17 protein-coding genes are annotated in these 16631 nt (G+C 48.6%); 3 read left to right on the top strand and 14 right to left on the bottom strand.

The genetic code is table 11. The annotated features are described in order from the left end of the window. Nucleotides 1-66 precede the first annotated feature (66 nt). Both DN599_RS09375 and DN599_RS09370 read right to left on the bottom strand, forming a co-directional pair. Nucleotides 67-585 carry a hypothetical protein gene (locus DN599_RS09375; RefSeq protein WP_110457342.1) on the bottom strand — a complete coding sequence of 173 codons (519 nt, stop codon included), beginning with the start codon at nucleotides 583-585 and terminating at the stop codon, nucleotides 67-69. Beyond that, on the bottom strand, nucleotides 578-1357 hold the full coding sequence (locus DN599_RS09370; RefSeq protein WP_110457341.1) for a winged helix-turn-helix domain-containing protein: 780 nt from the start codon (nucleotides 1355-1357) through the stop codon (nucleotides 578-580). The genes DN599_RS09375 and DN599_RS09370 overlap by 8 nt, the downstream gene beginning before the upstream one ends. Before the next feature lie 641 nt (nucleotides 1358-1998). Between DN599_RS09370 and DN599_RS09365 the strand changes: the two genes are divergently transcribed. Together DN599_RS09365 and DN599_RS09360 are read left to right on the top strand one after the other, a co-directional pair. After that, entirely contained in the window at nucleotides 1999-2820 is an 822-nt protein-coding gene (locus DN599_RS09365) for a cytochrome c3 family protein (protein WP_162599186.1), read from the top strand. A gap of 11 nt (nucleotides 2821-2831) precedes the next feature. Next, on the top strand, nucleotides 2832-3365 hold the full coding sequence (locus DN599_RS09360; protein ID WP_110457339.1) for a hypothetical protein: 534 nt from the start codon (nucleotides 2832-2834) through the stop codon (nucleotides 3363-3365). Between the two features lie 391 nt (nucleotides 3366-3756). Here DN599_RS09360 and DN599_RS09355 read toward each other — a convergent pair whose 3' ends face one another. The 6 genes from DN599_RS09355 to tkt all read right to left on the bottom strand — a co-directional run bounded on the left by DN599_RS09355 (nucleotide 3757) and on the right by tkt (nucleotide 11096). Then, nucleotides 3757-4188, bottom strand: a complete 432-nt coding sequence (locus DN599_RS09355; protein WP_110457338.1) for a winged helix-turn-helix domain-containing protein — start codon at nucleotides 4186-4188, stop codon at nucleotides 3757-3759. A gap of 276 nt (nucleotides 4189-4464) precedes the next feature. Then, nucleotides 4465-5205: a DUF481 domain-containing protein gene (locus DN599_RS09350; RefSeq protein ID WP_110457337.1), complete on the bottom strand. Its 741-nt coding sequence runs from the start codon at nucleotides 5203-5205 to the stop codon at nucleotides 4465-4467. A 198-nt stretch (nucleotides 5206-5403) separates the two neighbouring features. After that, nucleotides 5404-6468 carry a class II fructose-bisphosphate aldolase gene (fba, locus tag DN599_RS09345; RefSeq protein WP_110457336.1) on the bottom strand — a complete coding sequence of 355 codons (1065 nt, stop codon included), beginning with the start codon at nucleotides 6466-6468 and terminating at the stop codon, nucleotides 5404-5406. Nucleotides 6469-6645: 177 nt separating this feature from the next. After that, the gene (locus DN599_RS09340) at nucleotides 6646-7821 is read right to left on the bottom strand and encodes a phosphoglycerate kinase (RefSeq protein WP_110457335.1); all 1176 of its coding nucleotides are present in this window, start codon (nucleotides 7819-7821) and stop codon (nucleotides 6646-6648) included. Nucleotides 7822-7944: 123 nt separating this feature from the next. Further along, entirely contained in the window at nucleotides 7945-8964 is a 1020-nt protein-coding gene (gene epd / locus DN599_RS09335; RefSeq protein ID WP_110457334.1) for an erythrose-4-phosphate dehydrogenase, read from the bottom strand. 137 nt (nucleotides 8965-9101) lie between these two features. Next, on the bottom strand, nucleotides 9102-11096 hold the full coding sequence (tkt, locus tag DN599_RS09330) for a transketolase (RefSeq protein ID WP_110457333.1): 1995 nt from the start codon (nucleotides 11094-11096) through the stop codon (nucleotides 9102-9104). Between the two features lie 564 nt (nucleotides 11097-11660). Between tkt and metK the strand changes: the two genes are divergently transcribed. Next, entirely contained in the window at nucleotides 11661-12815 is a 1155-nt protein-coding gene (gene metK, locus DN599_RS09325) for a methionine adenosyltransferase (RefSeq protein WP_110457332.1), read from the top strand. A 100-nt stretch (nucleotides 12816-12915) separates the two neighbouring features. On the opposite strand, the gene DN599_RS09320 is transcribed toward metK, so the two are convergent. The 6 genes from DN599_RS09320 to DN599_RS09295 all read right to left on the bottom strand — a co-directional run bounded on the left by DN599_RS09320 (nucleotide 12916) and on the right by DN599_RS09295 (nucleotide 16586). Next, a complete protein-coding gene (locus tag DN599_RS09320) occupies nucleotides 12916-13548 on the bottom strand; it encodes a flavin reductase family protein (RefSeq protein ID WP_110457331.1) in 633 nt (210 codons plus the stop codon). A 138-nt stretch (nucleotides 13549-13686) separates the two neighbouring features. Continuing rightward, entirely contained in the window at nucleotides 13687-14490 is an 804-nt protein-coding gene (locus DN599_RS09315) for an SDR family NAD(P)-dependent oxidoreductase (protein WP_110457531.1), read from the bottom strand. 32 nt (nucleotides 14491-14522) lie between these two features. Continuing rightward, the gene (locus DN599_RS09310; protein ID WP_110457330.1) at nucleotides 14523-14912 is read right to left on the bottom strand and encodes a thiol-disulfide oxidoreductase DCC family protein; all 390 of its coding nucleotides are present in this window, start codon (nucleotides 14910-14912) and stop codon (nucleotides 14523-14525) included. After that, nucleotides 14913-15344, bottom strand: coding sequence for a DUF3429 domain-containing protein (locus tag DN599_RS09305; RefSeq protein ID WP_110457329.1), 432 nt, complete (start codon nucleotides 15342-15344; stop codon nucleotides 14913-14915). Nucleotides 15345-15594: 250 nt separating this feature from the next. Next, a complete protein-coding gene (locus tag DN599_RS09300) occupies nucleotides 15595-15960 on the bottom strand; it encodes a hypothetical protein (RefSeq protein ID WP_110457328.1) in 366 nt (121 codons plus the stop codon). 68 nt (nucleotides 15961-16028) lie between these two features. Beyond that, the gene (locus DN599_RS09295; protein ID WP_110457327.1) at nucleotides 16029-16586 is read right to left on the bottom strand and encodes a GNAT family N-acetyltransferase; all 558 of its coding nucleotides are present in this window, start codon (nucleotides 16584-16586) and stop codon (nucleotides 16029-16031) included. Between the last annotated feature and the right edge of the window lie 45 nt (nucleotides 16587-16631).

The raw sequence follows: 16631 nt of genomic DNA, 5'->3' as shown, positions 1-16631 counted from the left end.
ACGACCTCGAAATAGTAAAAATATATCATAAACTTACGGGGTAATATTAGTATAACCCAAGATAGGTTAATGAACTAAGCGACAACCACATACGGTATTGCTGGGTTGAAATAACACCACAGCGTAATCGCGATGCGAGTCTAAGTCTAATGATTCAATAGACAGATTGTGCATACCTTTACTGTCTAAATTAAACGAGCTGACATAGGAAAGATACTGCATATGTTGCGGACGACTGTCGAGGCGCTCATCTAAGCTTTCTTCTTTGGTATACACCGAAAAATCAAACCGATTAGCCGCCTCATCATAATCGTTAAGTTGGCCCTGCATACGTATGGTGCCAGCCGAGGTACCGTCTAGATTAAAATAACGATAATTGATCTGGGCTTGCTGCGCTTTGGCCATAATGTCGACCAACAGATAATGACGGGCGCCGTTTAAGGGGTCACTATTGTCATACAGTTCGGAGCTGCAGCTAAGCATAATGCTCTTAGCCGGATACAGATAGCGATAACTTATAGTGACGCTTACCGCAAGCAGCAGCAAGATAGTGAGGTTAATGGCCCAAAGTAGTTTTCTATTCACACAAAGACACCTCTGCCAGCCAGGCGTCGGTAAGAAACGCTTTGCTCTGCCTAAAGTCGGTTAATTTAAGGTTGCGCACCACTGACTGACCCAGCTTTTCACCTCTAAGGGTGATATTAAACACCTGCTTATCGTGTGATAGCGATAAAAACACTTTTCTCCATGGAGTGGATTCGCAATGCTTAATATCGTCAGCCAGCCGCTCTGCTAGCCCTATCAGTAAGGTATTATTGGTTTTTGAGGTAGCAAAACTACTCAGAGTGACTTGCTGGCCTGACTCCAGAGTCAGTGTTTGCTGGGCAAAGGGGGCCGTGGTTTGCGTCTCAAGATTGACCGTACTTAGCCATTGCCCCATAACTAAGACCATAATGAGTGTGACCACTAGCGCGATGAGCATTTTCATCCATGTACTGACATCAATACGCTGCCACTTAAGCCAGTTATAACGAGCGCTTAAACCTCGCTTTTTCGCCGATGGTGAAGCTAGTTTTAGTCGATAACCTTTGCCTTTGACAGTTTCAATCAAATGCTCATCTACAGGACCCAAAAAAGAGCGCAGCATAAAGATGGCACGGGTTACCGACGAGTCGCTCAGCGGCGGGTGCTCAGCATCCGCCGCGCCCAGCACTTGCTTGGGTACCACTTGATCATGGTGCTCAAGTAAAATACGTAGCACTTGCCACTCCGCCCGTGGCAATTGCCATTGCTCTTGTGTGACTTGGTGGGTCAATAGCCCTTTTTGAACATCAAACAGGCAGTCACCTAGTTGCATTGCTTGCTTTACCCTCACGTTACGATTCAATGTTTGCCATAGCCATTGTCGGTGGCTGAGCCATCAATTAAACGCACTGCTATTACCAACCCAAAACCGATGAGATTTAGCCACTGCTATCAGCTAAATGCTAATACTGACCGTGAGTCAGTTAATGCCGATAACCCAACAGGCTTAGCATAAGCAATACGCTCAACTATTTCTGTGATCGCCATTATCTCATTACAATCTATATGGAAGTCATCGGTAAATCGATGGGTAAGCTTGTCGTTACGCGAAGCCTGTCACACTCTTCACGCCATAAATATCGACGATGGCGAAGGCTTCACTGGGGATAAATTAACATGAAGCTCACAAATAAAAGGTTACAGATCACACGTTAATCTTCAACGCTAATCAATGCAGACATTAATTAAGCCTAAAACCGATTAATCCACGGCCAAACGATACTCTTCAACCCTGCACATTTATATGCATCGATAGAGCAGTATTCATCCATCAGTCATCACACTATTTACAAGATTCTCACGCCAAACTGGCTTCAAGTTCAGCGGGATAGCCAACGCTTCCCCGCAACAATCATTGCAGTAACAACCCACTATTTTACTAATAACGAATGCTACCTAAGTGAGGATATTATTATGACCATTAATAGACGCCAAGCACTGACCAAAATCATTGGCATCAGCACCGCCGCCGCAGGAGCCACCCTAATGGGCACCTCTGCCTTCGCTGCTACAGATGACCAGGGCAATTTTCATTTAGCCTTAGGGGATAAACTCAAATACGTCCCACTCGATGCGATGGCGACGGCTAAGCTTGCCTATGAAACAGGTGGCGGATGTATGCACCAAGTGTTTCATTCATTGGTTACCATGTTAGCTAACTCATCCAGTGCCGATGCGGCAAAGTTTGCCACTATCCCAACAGCATTAGCGGCTTATGGTGGAGCGGGGATCGGTGGACAAGGCACAGTATGCGGCAACATGAATGCCACAGGCATGTTGGTCAACATCTTAGATGATATCAATGGTCAAAACAGTGCTGTGATTGGCGCGGCCTTTAGGTATTACGAGACGACTGAGTTACCGCTATCGAGCCCAGAGTTTATTGCAGGCATCGGCTCAACCGATGAGAAAACGGCAAAAGTCGGTAAATCATCAGTCGCTAACAGTGTGCTATGCCACTCCTCTATCAGCAACTGGTCTAAGGCATCGGGCTTTGCCTTTAGCCAAAAAGGCGAGCGTTGCTACCGTTTATCAGCCTCTATCGCTTATCACTTAGTAGAGCTACTCAACCGCGCTTATGCAGGCGAAGATCTAGCTTCATTGCCAGAGTCTAAGCCATCGAGCGAGGCACAAGGCTGTCAAAGCTGTCACGGCGTGACCGACACTATGGGCAGCGCTGCCAGTGTTAAAACCGATATGGAATGCACCACTTGCCATACTGGTCACTTCAATTAAGGGAGGCTGATATGAATGATAAATTAATAACAGGCCTACTGGCGACACTGTTACTGTGCGGCGGTTGTGGCAGTGATGATGCAGATACCACAGAACCACCGATTGTTGTCCCGCCGCCAGTGGCGGACAGTATCGATATTAATGAGGCGGCGGCGATTAACCTCACATTAGCGCAGTTCGATGGTGACAGCGGGGCATTAAGCTTCTCCTTGGCAGATGATAGCGCGCAGGCCATCACTAATGTCAAAGACTATCGCATCACCTATTTTGGCTTTCCCGATGATGAATCGCCATCACGTAAGGCTAAAGCATGGAAACGCTGGCACGTTACCCACTCCTACGCCTGTGACAGTGCAGCGGCGCAATGTGATGGTGTGTTAGTCGAGTCAGATAAGGGCCAATACAGCTTCGAAGCAATCGGGCTCAATTGGGATGACAATAGTGCACCCGGTGCGGTGAAACGCTATAAAGTGGCCATCGAAATTAACGGCGCGCTCGCCAGTAACGAGCTAACCTTACAACCTGCTACACCGCCTGCCACCTAAAGGTCGGTAGCCGACATAGGGCATAGGCAATGATTGACTATGCCCTTTTTCTCGCCTCACCCAGCTAAGCTGCTCAATAAAAGCGGGGCACCTAAGCCCTAACAAGCAGCCTTCACACCACGACGCCCATAAGCAAGATCATGCTGAGTGTTAAGCTGTAAGTGTTAAATGCTGACGGAGAGACCACTCCGCCAAAGTAGTATCTCCATCCTTAGCACATCATTCACGCTTGGCTAGCCGACAAGCGATAACCTGAGTAGATAAGTGAAGAGAGCACTAGTGTTATGCCTGATCACATAAGAGAAGGTGGTAACAGGTGGGCTTATCATTAATAGTTAATGGCTCATGGCTAACAGCCAATAACGGCTCAGGCTTTGCAACACAGCATCCGTTAGGGGAAAAATATCTTAGCGGTGGGTTCAAATAGCGAATAAATCAGCAGCAGTAACAACACTAGCTGAGCTATCAATAACGAATACTGTTTCAGCGACATGCTTTTACCCGGACGCAAGGCCCAAAAACCTGTGGCACGCGTCGATTTACTGTGCAAGATATATCCTTGCCCATCAACGGCTTCAATAAATAGCGCCGACTGACCTAAAAAGAAGCGTACACGCTTAATCGCCGCCTCTAAGCTGGCGAGCGAACGAGCCTGTTCGGGAAGAGACGCCAACAGCTGCTCATTTGACAGCACCTTATCTCGATGCTCTACCAAGGTGTTAAGCACAGCGAACTCGGCTGGCGGCATTTTCCAACTGGTATCATTATCCTGATTTGACAGCTGTGCTTGAGCAATATCAAACCAGCATCGACCGATTTGCATAGGCGTGCTCGCATCAAAAACTATAAGTAATTGTACTCACAACCCCACTTAACTGCTGCGATTATAAAGCTACCAGCTAAAGGAATGTTGATTTCCGTGACATCTGCCACAAAATACTCTTCCAAGGTGGTAAAAATGACTCAACACCGGCCTCAAATACCAAAAAAGCGCCTTATCGGCGCTTTAAAAAAACCTCTGCTCTCAATAGATTACAACATTAACTTCATCGAGAAGCGCTGTGGTTTACTTAAACTAAACCCTTACCTCACCCTTTTGTTAAAAAGAGTACAGTAAGGTCATATTGGTTTCAGTATCGGTACTCTTTTTATTGTCCAACGGCTCACTGTTATAACGCACGACCACGGCAAATTTCATCGCCAGAGCGCCAGCAATATTGGCAGTGACAGAGGTTTCAGAGCGGCCTTCTAAACTCTCACCGTAATCGGCGGTAAACAACTGCTTAAACGTCGAGCTGTCTGAAATTTCTGTCTCGAAATTCATCACGCCGTGGGCAACCCAGCTTTGTTCACTGTCATAGCCAGCGGCTAAGCGGCTCTCCTCATCCAGACGCTTATATTGGTAACCTGGGCCCACTTCGACAGCAAATATGGTCTTAGGATTGTCGATAAACTTATGACCATAACCGACAGAGACGGTTGATTTTGAATCGAAACCGGTAAAAGGGTCTATCTCGTGATTGGCATTGGCAAACATGTAATTGACGTCATCAAACTGATAGTTGCCCTGCACTAAACCGTAATAACGCTTACCCGTCTCTTCGCCGGTATCTTCTTTATACAGCGCCTCTAGCAGGTATTGGTTCTCCCAATTACCAAGCTCATGCTTCATGTCTAGACGCCCTTTTAAAGACGTGGTTTCCGTGTTCCCTGTGGTCACTGTCGCACCCAGCTCAGCATCGGCAGCAAAGGTTCTATCACCCTTAACAAAATCCGCACCTGCGTGAGCGACAAACGGTGTTGCTAACAAAATAGCGGTGGCAGTCAGCAGTTTTTTCATCTTCACGTTACCTATGTTATCGAAGTCCCTTAAAATTGGCGCAATATTAACATTCAGCGCAAAGAAATGAAAATAAGGCTGGTATCATCTGGTTTATCGACGAGTAAATCGCCATTATGACTAGCCTTCTAGCGCTCTCACTTATTGTTAGGCCATAAAAAAACCACCTTACGGTGGTTTTTCAAAGGCAAACTTAACTTAGTTTATTTTTGGATCTAATTCGCCTGATTGATACGCCTTGTACATAGCTTGTAATGACTTAGGCTTAATCTTAGAGCCCATACCCGCACAGCCAAAGGCTTCATAGCGCGTGGTACAGATATCGGCCATGGCTTCCATCGACGCTTTAAGGAATTTACGCGGGTCAAACTCGCTTGGGTTTTCAGCCAAGAACTTACGTACCGCGCCAGTCGATGCCAAACGTAAATCGGTATCGATATTCACTTTACGTACGCCATGCTTGATACCTTCAACGATCTCCTCAAGCGGTACGCCGTAAGTTTCCGGAATAGCACCGCCATACTGGTTGATGATCTCAAGCCACTCTTGCGGTACTGAAGATGAACCGTGCATCACTAAGTGAGTGTTAGGAATACGCGCGTGGATCTCTTTGATGCGATCAATACGTAGCACGTCACCGGTAGGCTTGCGGCTGAACTTGTACGCACCATGGCTGGTACCAATCGCGATGGCAAGTGCATCGACGTGGGTATCACGCACAAAACGCGCCGCTTCTTCTGGCGTCGTCAGCAGTTGATCGTGGCTAAGTACGCCTTCGGCACCCACACCATCTTCTTCACCGGCCATGCCGGTTTCTAGGCTACCTAAACAACCAATTTCACCTTCAACCGACACACCACAGGCGTGAGCAAAGGCAACGGTTTTACGGGTCACATCGACGTTGTACTCATAGGATGCAGGCGTCTTACCGTCGGCCATCAATGAGCCATCCATCATCACAGATGACATACCAAGCTGAATTGAGCGCTGACAGATATCAGGATCAGTACCGTGATCTTGGTGAATACACACAGGGATATCTGGGTACTGCTCAAGCGCTGCTGCCATCAAGTACTTAAGGAACTGAGGACGGGCGTACTTACGCGCACCTGCCGATGCTTGTACGATAACCGGGCTGTCGGTTGCTTCAGCAGCCTGCATAATGGCACGCATCTGCTCAAGGTTGTTAACGTTAAACGCAGGCACACCGTAGTTATGTTCAGCGGCATGGTCTAGCAGTTGACGTAGGGAAATTAAGGCCATTTTTTTACTCCAATAATAGGGTGTAAGTTAATGTTTTAATGAGTCATTAACTGAGTCACCGAGGTCACTATCGTTTGGACAGATTTTTATACTAACGATGGCAGCCACATCCTGCAGCTGCACATCGTCAGCGGTTTTTTATAATATGAATGATTCGCGTTGCTTGTTCTGTAACCCTTATTCGCCGCGGCTTTCTAACATCGCCACTGCTGGCAGCTCTTTACCTTCGAGAAACTCTAAGAAGGCGCCGCCACCGGTTGAAATATAAGATACTTTATCGGCAATACCGTACTTGTCGACCGCAGCAAGCGTGTCACCACCGCCCGCAATAGAAAAAGCAGACGACTCGGCAATGGCCTGGGCAATTCGCTTAGTGCCTTCGCCAAATTGGTCAAACTCAAATACGCCTACCGGGCCATTCCAGACGATGGTACCGGCATTTTTTAGGATCTCAGCCAGTGCTTCGGCGCTGTCGGGGCCGATATCAAAGATCATATCATCACTGGTGACCGCATCCACCGCTTTGAGTGTGGCCGTCGCTGTTGGGCTAAACTCGCTAGCCACCACCACATCGGTAGGCACAGGGATAGCAGCACCGCGACTTTGTGCATTGGCAACAAGGCGCTTGGCTTCATCGATAAGGTCAGCTTCATACAGCGACTTACCCACTTCGTGACCGGCCGCTGCAATAAAGGTATTGGCAATACCGCCACCCACAACCAGTTGATCAACTATGCCTGATAGGCTTTCAAGCACAGTCAGCTTGGTTGACACTTTAGAGCCACCGACAATCGCCACCAATGGACGCGCAGGGTTGTCCATCGCCTTACCTAATGCTGCTAACTCTCCCGCTAATAGCGGGCCTGCACAGGCGATAGGCGCATAAAGACCGACACCATGGGTAGACGCTTGGGCGCGATGAGCAGTACCAAAAGCATCCATCACATAGACGTCACACAAGGCGGCAAGCTTTTTAGAGAGTGCTGCATCATTTTTCTTTTCGCCAAGGTTAAAGCGCACGTTTTCAAAAACGACCACCTCACCCACGTTAGCTTCGACACCGTCAAGGTAGTCGGTCGCTAGGCGCACAGGGCAATCGAGTGCTTTTGCAAGGTAATCGACCACAGGCTGCAGAGAGAACTCGCTGTTGTACTCGCCTTCTGTTGGACGACCTAGGTGAGACATCACCATGACCGCCGCACCTTTTTCTAATGCCAGCTTGATGGTCGGCAGTGAAGCACGCAAACGCGCATCACTGGTCACCACGCCATTACTGACCGGAACATTTAAATCTTCACGGATCAGCACACGCTTCCCTTGCAGATCCAACGATGACATATTGATAATCGCCATTTTACGTTTCCTTAAGTTCAAAAGTTAAAAGATAAAAGTTAATACAAAACCGGTTCATGCTGAGCTAATTAGGGACACTCCACCTAGATTAACACTCAGCGGATAAGCCTGCGGTAGGCTTATTTACTGCGCCCTGACGGCGTTAATCATCTCTAAACTGGTGTCGAGCATACGGTTGGCAAAGCCCCACTCGTTATCACACCACAATAATAGTTTCACTAAATGGCCATCGCTCACTCGAGTTTGGGTACCATCGACAATCGATGAGCGCGGATCATGGTTAAAATCACATGACACCAATGGCGCATTAGTATAGCCCACCACCCCTTGATAGGAGCCATTAGCCGCTTGCGCCAGCACTTGGTTGACTGTGTCGATATCGACGCGCTTGTCTATGGTCACCGATAAATCGATGGCGGTGACATTGATAGTGGGCACGCGCACCGATATGGCCTCAAACTTATCTTTCATTTTTGGCAAGATGCGCTCGATACCCCGTGCCAGTTTAGTATCGACCGGGATTATCGACTGCCCCGCCGCACGGGTTCGTCTTAAGTCGTCGTGATAGGCGTCGATCACCTGCTGATCGTTCATCGCCGAATGGATAGTGGTTATCGCGCCACTTTTAACCTTAAAGGCTCTATCGAGTACCTCAATAATGGGCACTAGGCAATTGGTAGTACAAGACGCATTAGAGATGATGGTGTGGTGTGCCTTAAGTGTATCGTGATTAACACCATAAACTATGGTGGCATCGACATCACTCGATGATGGATGGCTAATCAGCACTTGTTTGGCCCCTGCTTGCAGGTGCGCCTCACAGGCTTGCCTATCGATTAAGGCACCAGTGGCCTCATACACTATATCGATATCCAGCTCAGCCCAAGGCAATTGGCTGGCATCGCGTTGATGCAATAACTGAATACGGTCATCGCCCACCGTCATAATATTATCGACCAATGACGTCGGGGTTTGAAAGCGACCATGGGTGGTATCGTATTGGGTTAAGTGAAGCATGGCTTCAGGTTTAGCCAGTTCATTAATGGCGACTATTTGAATGCGGTCACGCTTGCCCGACTCGTACAGGGCACGAAGAATTGAACGACCAATACGGCCATATCCATTGATAGCAACTTTGATCATTAAGCGCCTTGACTCCTCACTCTATCCCTGCTCGCATACTGTTGATGCGACAACGGCTTACCTGATATTAACACCAGATAAGCCGTCCCATCTGGCGTGAGCCATTAAGGTGCTCACGCCTCGACTCACACTAACGCTTAAAACAAGGCGTTAACGGTCGACACTACGTTATCGACGGTGAAGCCGAAGTATTTCATGAGCTCGCCGCCTGGCGCTGACTCACCGAAGGTGGTCATGCCCACTACTGCGCCGTCGAAACCAACATACTTATGCCAGAAATCAACGTGAGCCGCTTCGATAGCAACCCGCTTAGTTACAGCGCGTGGCAATACTGACTCTTTGTACGCCGCATCTTGTGCATCAAACGCATTGGTCGATGGCATAGAAACCACACGTACCTGCTTACCTTGCTCAGTTAATGCAGCGGCAGAATCCAGTGCCAATTGCACTTCGCTACCTGTGGCAATCAAAATGACATCGGGTGTACCAGCACAATCACGCAGTACATAACCACCTTTAACCACGTTAGCTAACTGCTCATCGGTACGGGCTTGAGCGGGTAGGTTTTGACGGCTAAAGATAAGCGATGTTGGTGCATCACGGCGCTCGATAGCATTCTTCCATGAGACTGCCGTTTCGGCCGCATCACATGGACGCCATACCATCATGTTAGGGGTCATGCGCAGGTTAGCGAGCTGCTCAACAGGTTGGTGAGTCGGGCCATCTTCACCTTGACCGATAGAGTCATGGGTATAAACGAAGATGTTTTGAATGCCCATCAGCGCCGACATACGTACCGCATTACGGGCGTATTCCATAAACATCATGAAGGTCGCGCCGTAGTTGATGAAACCACCGTGCAACGAGATACCGTTCATGATGCCGCTCATACCAAATTCACGTACACCATAATAGATGTAGTTACCGGCAGCATCGTCTTGAATGCCTTTAGAACCAGACCAAAGCGTCAAGTTAGAACCCGCAAGATCAGCTGAGCCACCAAGTAGCTCTGGCAACATAGCGCCAAAGGCACCAATGGCATTTTGTGACGCTTTACGGCTAGCAATGCCTTCGCCTTTCTCTTGGCATTCTTTAATGAAGGCTTGTGCTTTCGCTTCGAAATCGGCAGGCAATTCACCATCGATCACCCGGCGCTTATATTCTGCCGCCAATTCAGGGAATGCAGCTTCATACGCGGCCAGTTTTTCATTCCAAGCCGATTCGTTGCTGGCGCCCACGTCTTTAGCATCCCAACCCGCATAGACGTTATCTGGGATATCAAATGGCGCGTGTTCCCAACCAAGGAACTCACGTGCAGCGGCGATTTCAGCATCGCCTAGTGGCGCGCCGTGGCAGTCGTGGCTGCCAGATTTGTTTGGAGAACCAAAACCAATAATCGTTTTGCAGCAGATCATGGTTGGCTTGTCAGTGACAGACTTAGCTTCTTCTATTGCGCTGCGAATCGCTTCGCTGTCATGGCCGTCCACATCGGCAATCACATGCCAGCCATAGGCTTCAAAACGCTTAGGTGTATCGTCGGTGAACCAGCCTTCAACATGGCCGTCGATAGAGATACCGTTGTCATCCCAAAATGCAATCAGCTTGCCTAGACCTAAGGTGCCCGCTAATGAACAAGCTTCGTGTGAGATGCCTTCCATCAAACAACCATCCCCTAAGAAACAGTAGGTGAAGTGGTCGACAATGTCGTGTCCTGGACGGTTAAACTGCGCCGCCAAGGTTTTTTCCGCAATCGCCATACCAACCGCGTTACTGATACCCGCGCCTAGCGGCCCTGTGGTGGTTTCAACACCTGGGGTGTATCCGTATTCTGGGTGACCTGGGGTTTTAGAGTGAAGCTGGCGGAAGTTTTGCAGTTCTTCGATGGGAAGTGCGTAACCAGTAAGGTGCAGCAAAGAGTAAATCAGCATCGAGCCATGACCGTTAGATAAGATGAAGCGGTCGCGGTCAACCCAGTTTGGGTTAGTCGGGTTGTGCTTAAGGAAGTCATTCCAAAGCACTTCAGCGATATCCGCCATTCCCATTGGGGCACCAGGGTGACCTGAGTTAGCTTTTTGAACGGCATCCATACTTAACACACGGATAGCGTTTGCGAGTTCTTTACGAGATGACATGCTCTCTCCTGCTTATTATTGGGGATTTTGCGGGCAATTGTGGACGCATATTTTCCCCTACTAGGCGATGGGACGCAAATAAAATTCGCCAAATTACCCAGATTAACCCGATCTAAGCTGTAGAACCCGTAAATGCAGGCCCAAGGAGTAGAGGCGATGTGTCAATCTGGGCATACCCGCTAACGTGACATTTAGCGCTTGCACGTTTTTTTACTCCATTTTGCAAACCCATTGTTAACACTTAGTAAGCATCTTTACGCAAAACACCTAACACTACGTCATGACTCGCAGCGTCTCATGCAATAACTGCGCGGCGATAGCGCAAAAAATCACGCCCTGTAAGTCGCCGGTAAAACCATAAAAAAACGATAAATAGATGATGAATTACAGATTGTTACCTGCAGGCATATCTTTACTGCCGGCCTGAGTAAGTGATAGTTTACTGGGCTTTACCCCACAATTTTTATCGAAGGGGGTGTTATCTAGCGTATTTTCCACTAAAATGGCCGTCTAGATGTAGATACTTCTACATAATCAAATTGTTTACAGACGAGATTTTCCACTATGGCAAAGCACTTGTTTACCTCTGAGTCGGTCTCAGAAGGTCATCCAGATAAAATCGCCGATCAAATTTCTGATGCGGTACTCGACGCGATCTTAGAGCAAGATCCTAAGGCGCGCGTGGCGTGTGAAACATACGTCAAAACCGGCATGGTCTTGGTGGGCGGTGAAGTGACCACCTCGGCTTGGGTTGATATCGAAGAGATCACCCGTAAGACCGTCCGTGAAATCGGCTATACCCACTCAGATATGGGCTTTGACGCCGATTCTTGTGCCGTATTAAATGCCATAGGTAAGCAGTCTCCTGATATCAACCAAGGTGTTGATCGCGCCGATCCTAAAGAGCAAGGCGCTGGCGACCAAGGGTTAATGTTTGGCTATGCCAACAACGAAACCGACGTATTGATGCCAGCTCCGATCACTTACTCGCATAAGTTGGTTAAGCGTCAATCTGAAGTGCGTAAAGACAACACCCTACCCTGGTTACGTCCAGATGCGAAAAGTCAGGTCACTTTTGCTTATAACAGCGATGGCAGCATTGCTGGCATCGACGCGGTTGTCCTGTCTACTCAGCACCGTGAAGATGTAAGCCAGTCAGACTTAATTGAAGGTGTGATGGAAACCATTATTAAGCCGGTATTACCTGCTAAATGGTTATCTAAAGAGACTAAGTACTTCATCAACCCGACTGGCCGTTTCGTTATCGGTGGTCCTGTTGGTGATTGTGGTCTAACGGGTCGTAAAATTATCGTCGATACTTACGGCGGTATGGCGCGTCATGGTGGTGGTGCTTTCTCTGGTAAAGATCCATCGAAAGTTGACCGTAGTGCAGCATACGCGGCGCGCTATGTGGCTAAGAACATCGTTGCTGCAGGCCTTGCCGATCGCTGTGAGATCCAAGTGTCTTACGCTATCGGTGTCGCTGAGCCTACCTCTATCAGTGTTGAGGCCTTCGGTACCGGTAAAGTGTCTGAAGATCTCTTGATCAAGCTGGTTCGTCAGCATTTCGACCTGCGCCCATACGGCCTAACCGAAATGTTAGATCTGGCTCGTCCAATCTATCAAGCCACTGCGGCTTACGGTCACTTTGGTCGTAACGAGTTCCCTTGGGAGCGCACCGATAAAGCTGAAGCCCTTCGCGCCGACGCTAAGCTATAATCGCAGCAAGCTCATTAAAAAACCGCCAATATGGCGGTTTTTTTGTGGCTGTTTTTTGTAGCTGTGTGTTGTGACTGGATCTTGTCACAAGTTGCGCACATTAATCGATGATAACCGATGGCTTATCTGGCTTAGCATAGCTCAGCCGCCCCAACCGCTCGGTCGTATGGTAGCAATCGAGGCCCGATACGCAGACGGTATTTAACCTTTCAATGTCAATACTGCCGTCGGGCTTAAGCGCCACATCATCGAGCCAAATATCGGTAATTCGGCCTATCACTAACAGGGTTTGGTTAAGCTCGATAGTTTGATAACTTTCTAACTTAACAGCATATTTTAATCGACTCTCGGCCACAAAGGGCGCCACCACTTGTGGTTGATGCAACGGGGTCAGCCCCACCTCATTAAATTCACACTGGCCGCTGTCGTAGCGCGCCGAAGTTTGATGCGCTTGCTGCCAAATATCGCTATTCACCTGATTAATGGTGTAACTGCCGGTGGCAATAATGTTAGCTAAGGTATCTCGCTGCACCGTATCTGGACGGCTAATAAACCCCACCAGCGCAGGATCGGCGCCTAAATGAAATACTGAACTAATGATGGCCAAATTAGAGCGCCCCAAAGCGTCTTGGGTACCGATAAGGTTAGCACTTTTAAACCCAGACAAACTATTGATTAACTGCACGCGGTAACGGCGCTCTAATTGGCTTAATGAATCATGACTAATATGCATTACAGAATATCTTCCTTGTTTACTTAGACTTGTTTACTTAAATTAGTTACCTAGATTGGTTATTTAGATTGGCGATAGACAACAATGGCTCAATAAAACCCTCACGCGATAAAACCCTAACGCTAAGTAATAACGGCCTTACCACGAAATAGTCGCCCCATTCCAATCGATAAAATAAGCTTGGGGTGATGGCGTAAGACCGGAGCTAACCTTAAGCAGACGCTGGCTGACAAATTCGGTGGTAAAGAGTTTCTCTTTAGCGACATTTTGTTGAAATGGCTTGGATAGTTCGGTGTCGGTGGTCCCAGGGTGAAACGCCAACAAGGCGACATTTTTAGCCCGTCTGGCGTACTCCACAGCAGCCGTTTGCAACAACATATTCAGCGCAGCTTTTGAGGCGCGGTAGCTATACCAACCGCCTAAACGATTGTCGCTAATACTCGCGATGCGGGCGCTCAGCACAGTCACCACGCAGGGCGTTTGACCTTTCACCAACGGCAATAGATGCTTGAGCCAAAGCATGGGGATAACACTATTAATATGAAACAGGGTTTGCATCGACTCGGCGCTTATCTCCTCTAGACGTTTCTCTGGGCTCAGGCCAGCTTGATGCAGCACGCCGTTAAAAATGTACACCCGTGTGACCCGCACCTGACGGCTCATCAGCGCTGCAATTATCCCAGCGATGGCACTATCGCTATTGTCACAGCGGTAATACTCAAGGCTATAATGACCGCTGTGGTGACGGCTTGGGGAGTGAATCGCCTCGCCACTGCCATGATGATGACCAATGTTATGATGGTCGGTGTTGGCATCATGCCCATGGCGACGACTGATAGCGATTACCGGACATTCTTGGCGCAACAGGGTTATTAGCGCTTTGGCAATGCCACTGCTGGCACCGATCACTAATGCACAGTCTTTGATTAATTCGCTTGCCATTAAGGCATTGCCTTTCACTTGCTCCGCGCCGCTCATGAGATGCCGCAGCGGCCACTGTCGCAGCGTTTTTTGCCTGTCAGCAGATAAGACACCTTATGCCTGTGCTTGGCAAATTTAAGGTAGAGAAAATCGGCCACTGGCCTAACCATCGGCCAGTGTAACGGTGCCACATAATGCTTTTTTCCCACCAGCGACCAGGCCAGATAAGTGACATCCAGTCCTTGCAATATTTCGCCCTTGTCGGTTTCCCCCTGTAATATCTGATTGGCATATTGCGCGTCGATGTGTGGGTATCGCTCGGCAAAATTAACGTCGGCTAAATCGGCAAGTTCAATTACCCCCGCCTTGTCGCAGCGACTCAGTTTGGCCATTTCGGCGGCGCACAGCGGACATTGGCTATCATAGAAAATACGCAGTTTCATCTACTCCCCCAGCACAATAATAATCAAATGGCACGCCAGTGCGACCGCCGTTAATCGCGCCCTTAGCGCCATATAGTCATCGGCAATCACCTTCTGCTCACATTGACGCTTATCTTTTAGGTACATCACCACATAGCCGTACATTAAGATCAGCAAGGAGACATATAACTGGTTAATGATGATCGCCAGCCAAGCCAACACGCTTATCACATTACTGGTGATCAGCTGCCTATCATCGCTGATACCGTTGGCTTGATGGGTTTGTCGCCCCCATAAGCTGCCCGCCAAAAAAGAGAGGATAACCGCACTGTAACTGACAAACAGCATAAAGGGGTTTAGGGACAATAACGGCATCCCCATCAAGATAAAAACGGTGCAGATGATAAAAGGCAATAATCCCGCGTAGCCCAACATCGAATAGGTGGTAGACATAGATACGCTCTGCTGACAGGAAATAGAGGTATTACGTGCAAGGTGGGTGCAGCGATCACCATTGCAGCGTCAGTATCAATGGCAGCGGCACAATAGACGGTGGAGCGGGCCTTAATTCTACGGGTTAACGAGGACTATTAGCGATAAGTCGCTGACGACGATATTGAGGGTGGAGAGTACGCTAGCGAGCCAAGTGATGAGCCAAGTGATGAGCTAAGCGCAGGGGGAAGCTAGATAACCCTGCACACACTTAACAATGGTCAAAGTGGCTGTATTGCATACACATAAAAGAGACCTGTTGCAGCGTTAAGGTGGGCGCAGACACTGTCTTGGATAAAGCCAATTGCGCGGCGCTTGGTGTCTCGGCGGCGGCAATTGCGGCGCTGTAATCGTTACTCCAACCGCAATCGAGCCAATGCTGCTGATAACACACCAAATAACGCTCACGAGCCTGTTGATTCTCCCATGTAAAAGGCACTAGCCAACAGTCACACTCCTTACCTTGCTCGGCTAACAGGGCGCGAATGAGCTTCACATTATCATAAGCGCTCAACCGTAACTGGGCGTAGGGCTGCAATAAGCCTTGCACAAAAGGGGGCAGCGATACGGGTGCCATGGTCATTTCCTCGAACGATGGATCATGCAACTAGGGGGAGTCATCTTAGCATATGGGTTGCCAAACATTCACTTGGGTGATGTGTGGCTGGCACAGGCAAGTAAGTAATAGTCTCGACCATCAAAACCAAAAAAGTCGACCACATGCATCGCCGCCTTGTGGGTGTGGGCATAAAATGAGTGTTCATTCTCTTCGGCAATAAAGGTCAACATAAAGGGGTAATGGGAGCTCACTTCTTGCTTTAACTGCGTCACCAAAGCGCTAAACAGGCCTTGACCACGATGGTGGGGATGGATCCAAATGGGGCCATACTGGCAACAATTGTGTTTACTCAAGCGAGTGTTGCCCATGCTATGCTCACCTAAGTGGCTTAGTAAGCGGCGATAAATAGGCCACGACTCAAAGAACGACCATCTACCGGAAATCACATAACCTATCAGTACACCTTGTTGCTCGGCGACCACAATCCAATGCTGCTCGATTAACACCTTAATGTCGGCCGCCGAAAAGGCTTGCCCCGTCATGACGCCACCGCGCTGGCTAGGATCTAATTCGGCTTCTATTTGTTCACGTTCTAATAATGCAATCGCCGCAGCGTCGGCCAGTTGAGCCCGTCTTACTAACATGGTTTTCTCGTTAACTTATCGACTAAAAAAGTACCCTCTGCGCTC

The sequence above is a fragment of the Shewanella algidipiscicola genome (assembly GCF_900380485.1).
Taxonomy (GTDB): Bacteria; Pseudomonadota; Gammaproteobacteria; order Enterobacterales; family Shewanellaceae; genus Shewanella; species Shewanella algidipiscicola.
The sequence above is the reverse complement of the archived record's forward strand: the minus strand, read 5'-3'. Positions and strand labels throughout refer to the sequence as shown.

Bases quoted from the DNA above. Each gene is read 5' to 3' on its own strand.
- DN599_RS09315 (WP_110457531.1), bottom strand. From the start codon at position 14,490: ATGGCAAGCGAATTAATCAAAGACTGTGCATTAGTGATCGGTGCCAGC.
- fba (WP_110457336.1), bottom strand. From the start codon at position 6,468: ATGGCCTTAATTTCCCTACGTCAACTGCTAGACCATGCCGCTGAACAT.
- DN599_RS09355 (WP_110457338.1), bottom strand. From the start codon at position 4,188: ATGCAAATCGGTCGATGCTGGTTTGATATTGCTCAAGCACAGCTGTCA.
- DN599_RS09320 (WP_110457331.1), bottom strand. From the start codon at position 13,548: ATGCATATTAGTCATGATTCATTAAGCCAATTAGAGCGCCGTTACCGC.
- DN599_RS09370 (WP_110457341.1), bottom strand. From the start codon at position 1,357: ATGCAACTAGGTGACTGCCTGTTTGATGTTCAAAAAGGGCTATTGACC.
- DN599_RS09340 (WP_110457335.1), bottom strand. From the start codon at position 7,821: ATGGCGATTATCAATATGTCATCGTTGGATCTGCAAGGGAAGCGTGTG.
- DN599_RS09350 (WP_110457337.1), bottom strand. From the start codon at position 5,205: ATGAAAAAACTGCTGACTGCCACCGCTATTTTGTTAGCAACACCGTTT.
- epd (WP_110457334.1), bottom strand. From the start codon at position 8,964: ATGATCAAAGTTGCTATCAATGGATATGGCCGTATTGGTCGTTCAATT.
- DN599_RS09305 (WP_110457329.1), bottom strand. From the start codon at position 15,344: ATGTCTACCACCTATTCGATGTTGGGCTACGCGGGATTATTGCCTTTT.
- metK (WP_110457332.1), top strand. From the start codon at position 11,661: ATGGCAAAGCACTTGTTTACCTCTGAGTCGGTCTCAGAAGGTCATCCA.
- DN599_RS09360 (WP_110457339.1), top strand. From the start codon at position 2,832: ATGAATGATAAATTAATAACAGGCCTACTGGCGACACTGTTACTGTGC.
- tkt (WP_110457333.1), bottom strand. From the start codon at position 11,096: ATGTCATCTCGTAAAGAACTCGCAAACGCTATCCGTGTGTTAAGTATG.
- DN599_RS09310 (WP_110457330.1), bottom strand. From the start codon at position 14,912: ATGAAACTGCGTATTTTCTATGATAGCCAATGTCCGCTGTGCGCCGCC.
- DN599_RS09295 (WP_110457327.1), bottom strand. From the start codon at position 16,586: ATGTTAGTAAGACGGGCTCAACTGGCCGACGCTGCGGCGATTGCATTA.
- DN599_RS09300 (WP_110457328.1), bottom strand. From the start codon at position 15,960: ATGGCACCCGTATCGCTGCCCCCTTTTGTGCAAGGCTTATTGCAGCCC.
- DN599_RS09365 (WP_162599186.1), top strand. From the start codon at position 1,999: ATGACCATTAATAGACGCCAAGCACTGACCAAAATCATTGGCATCAGC.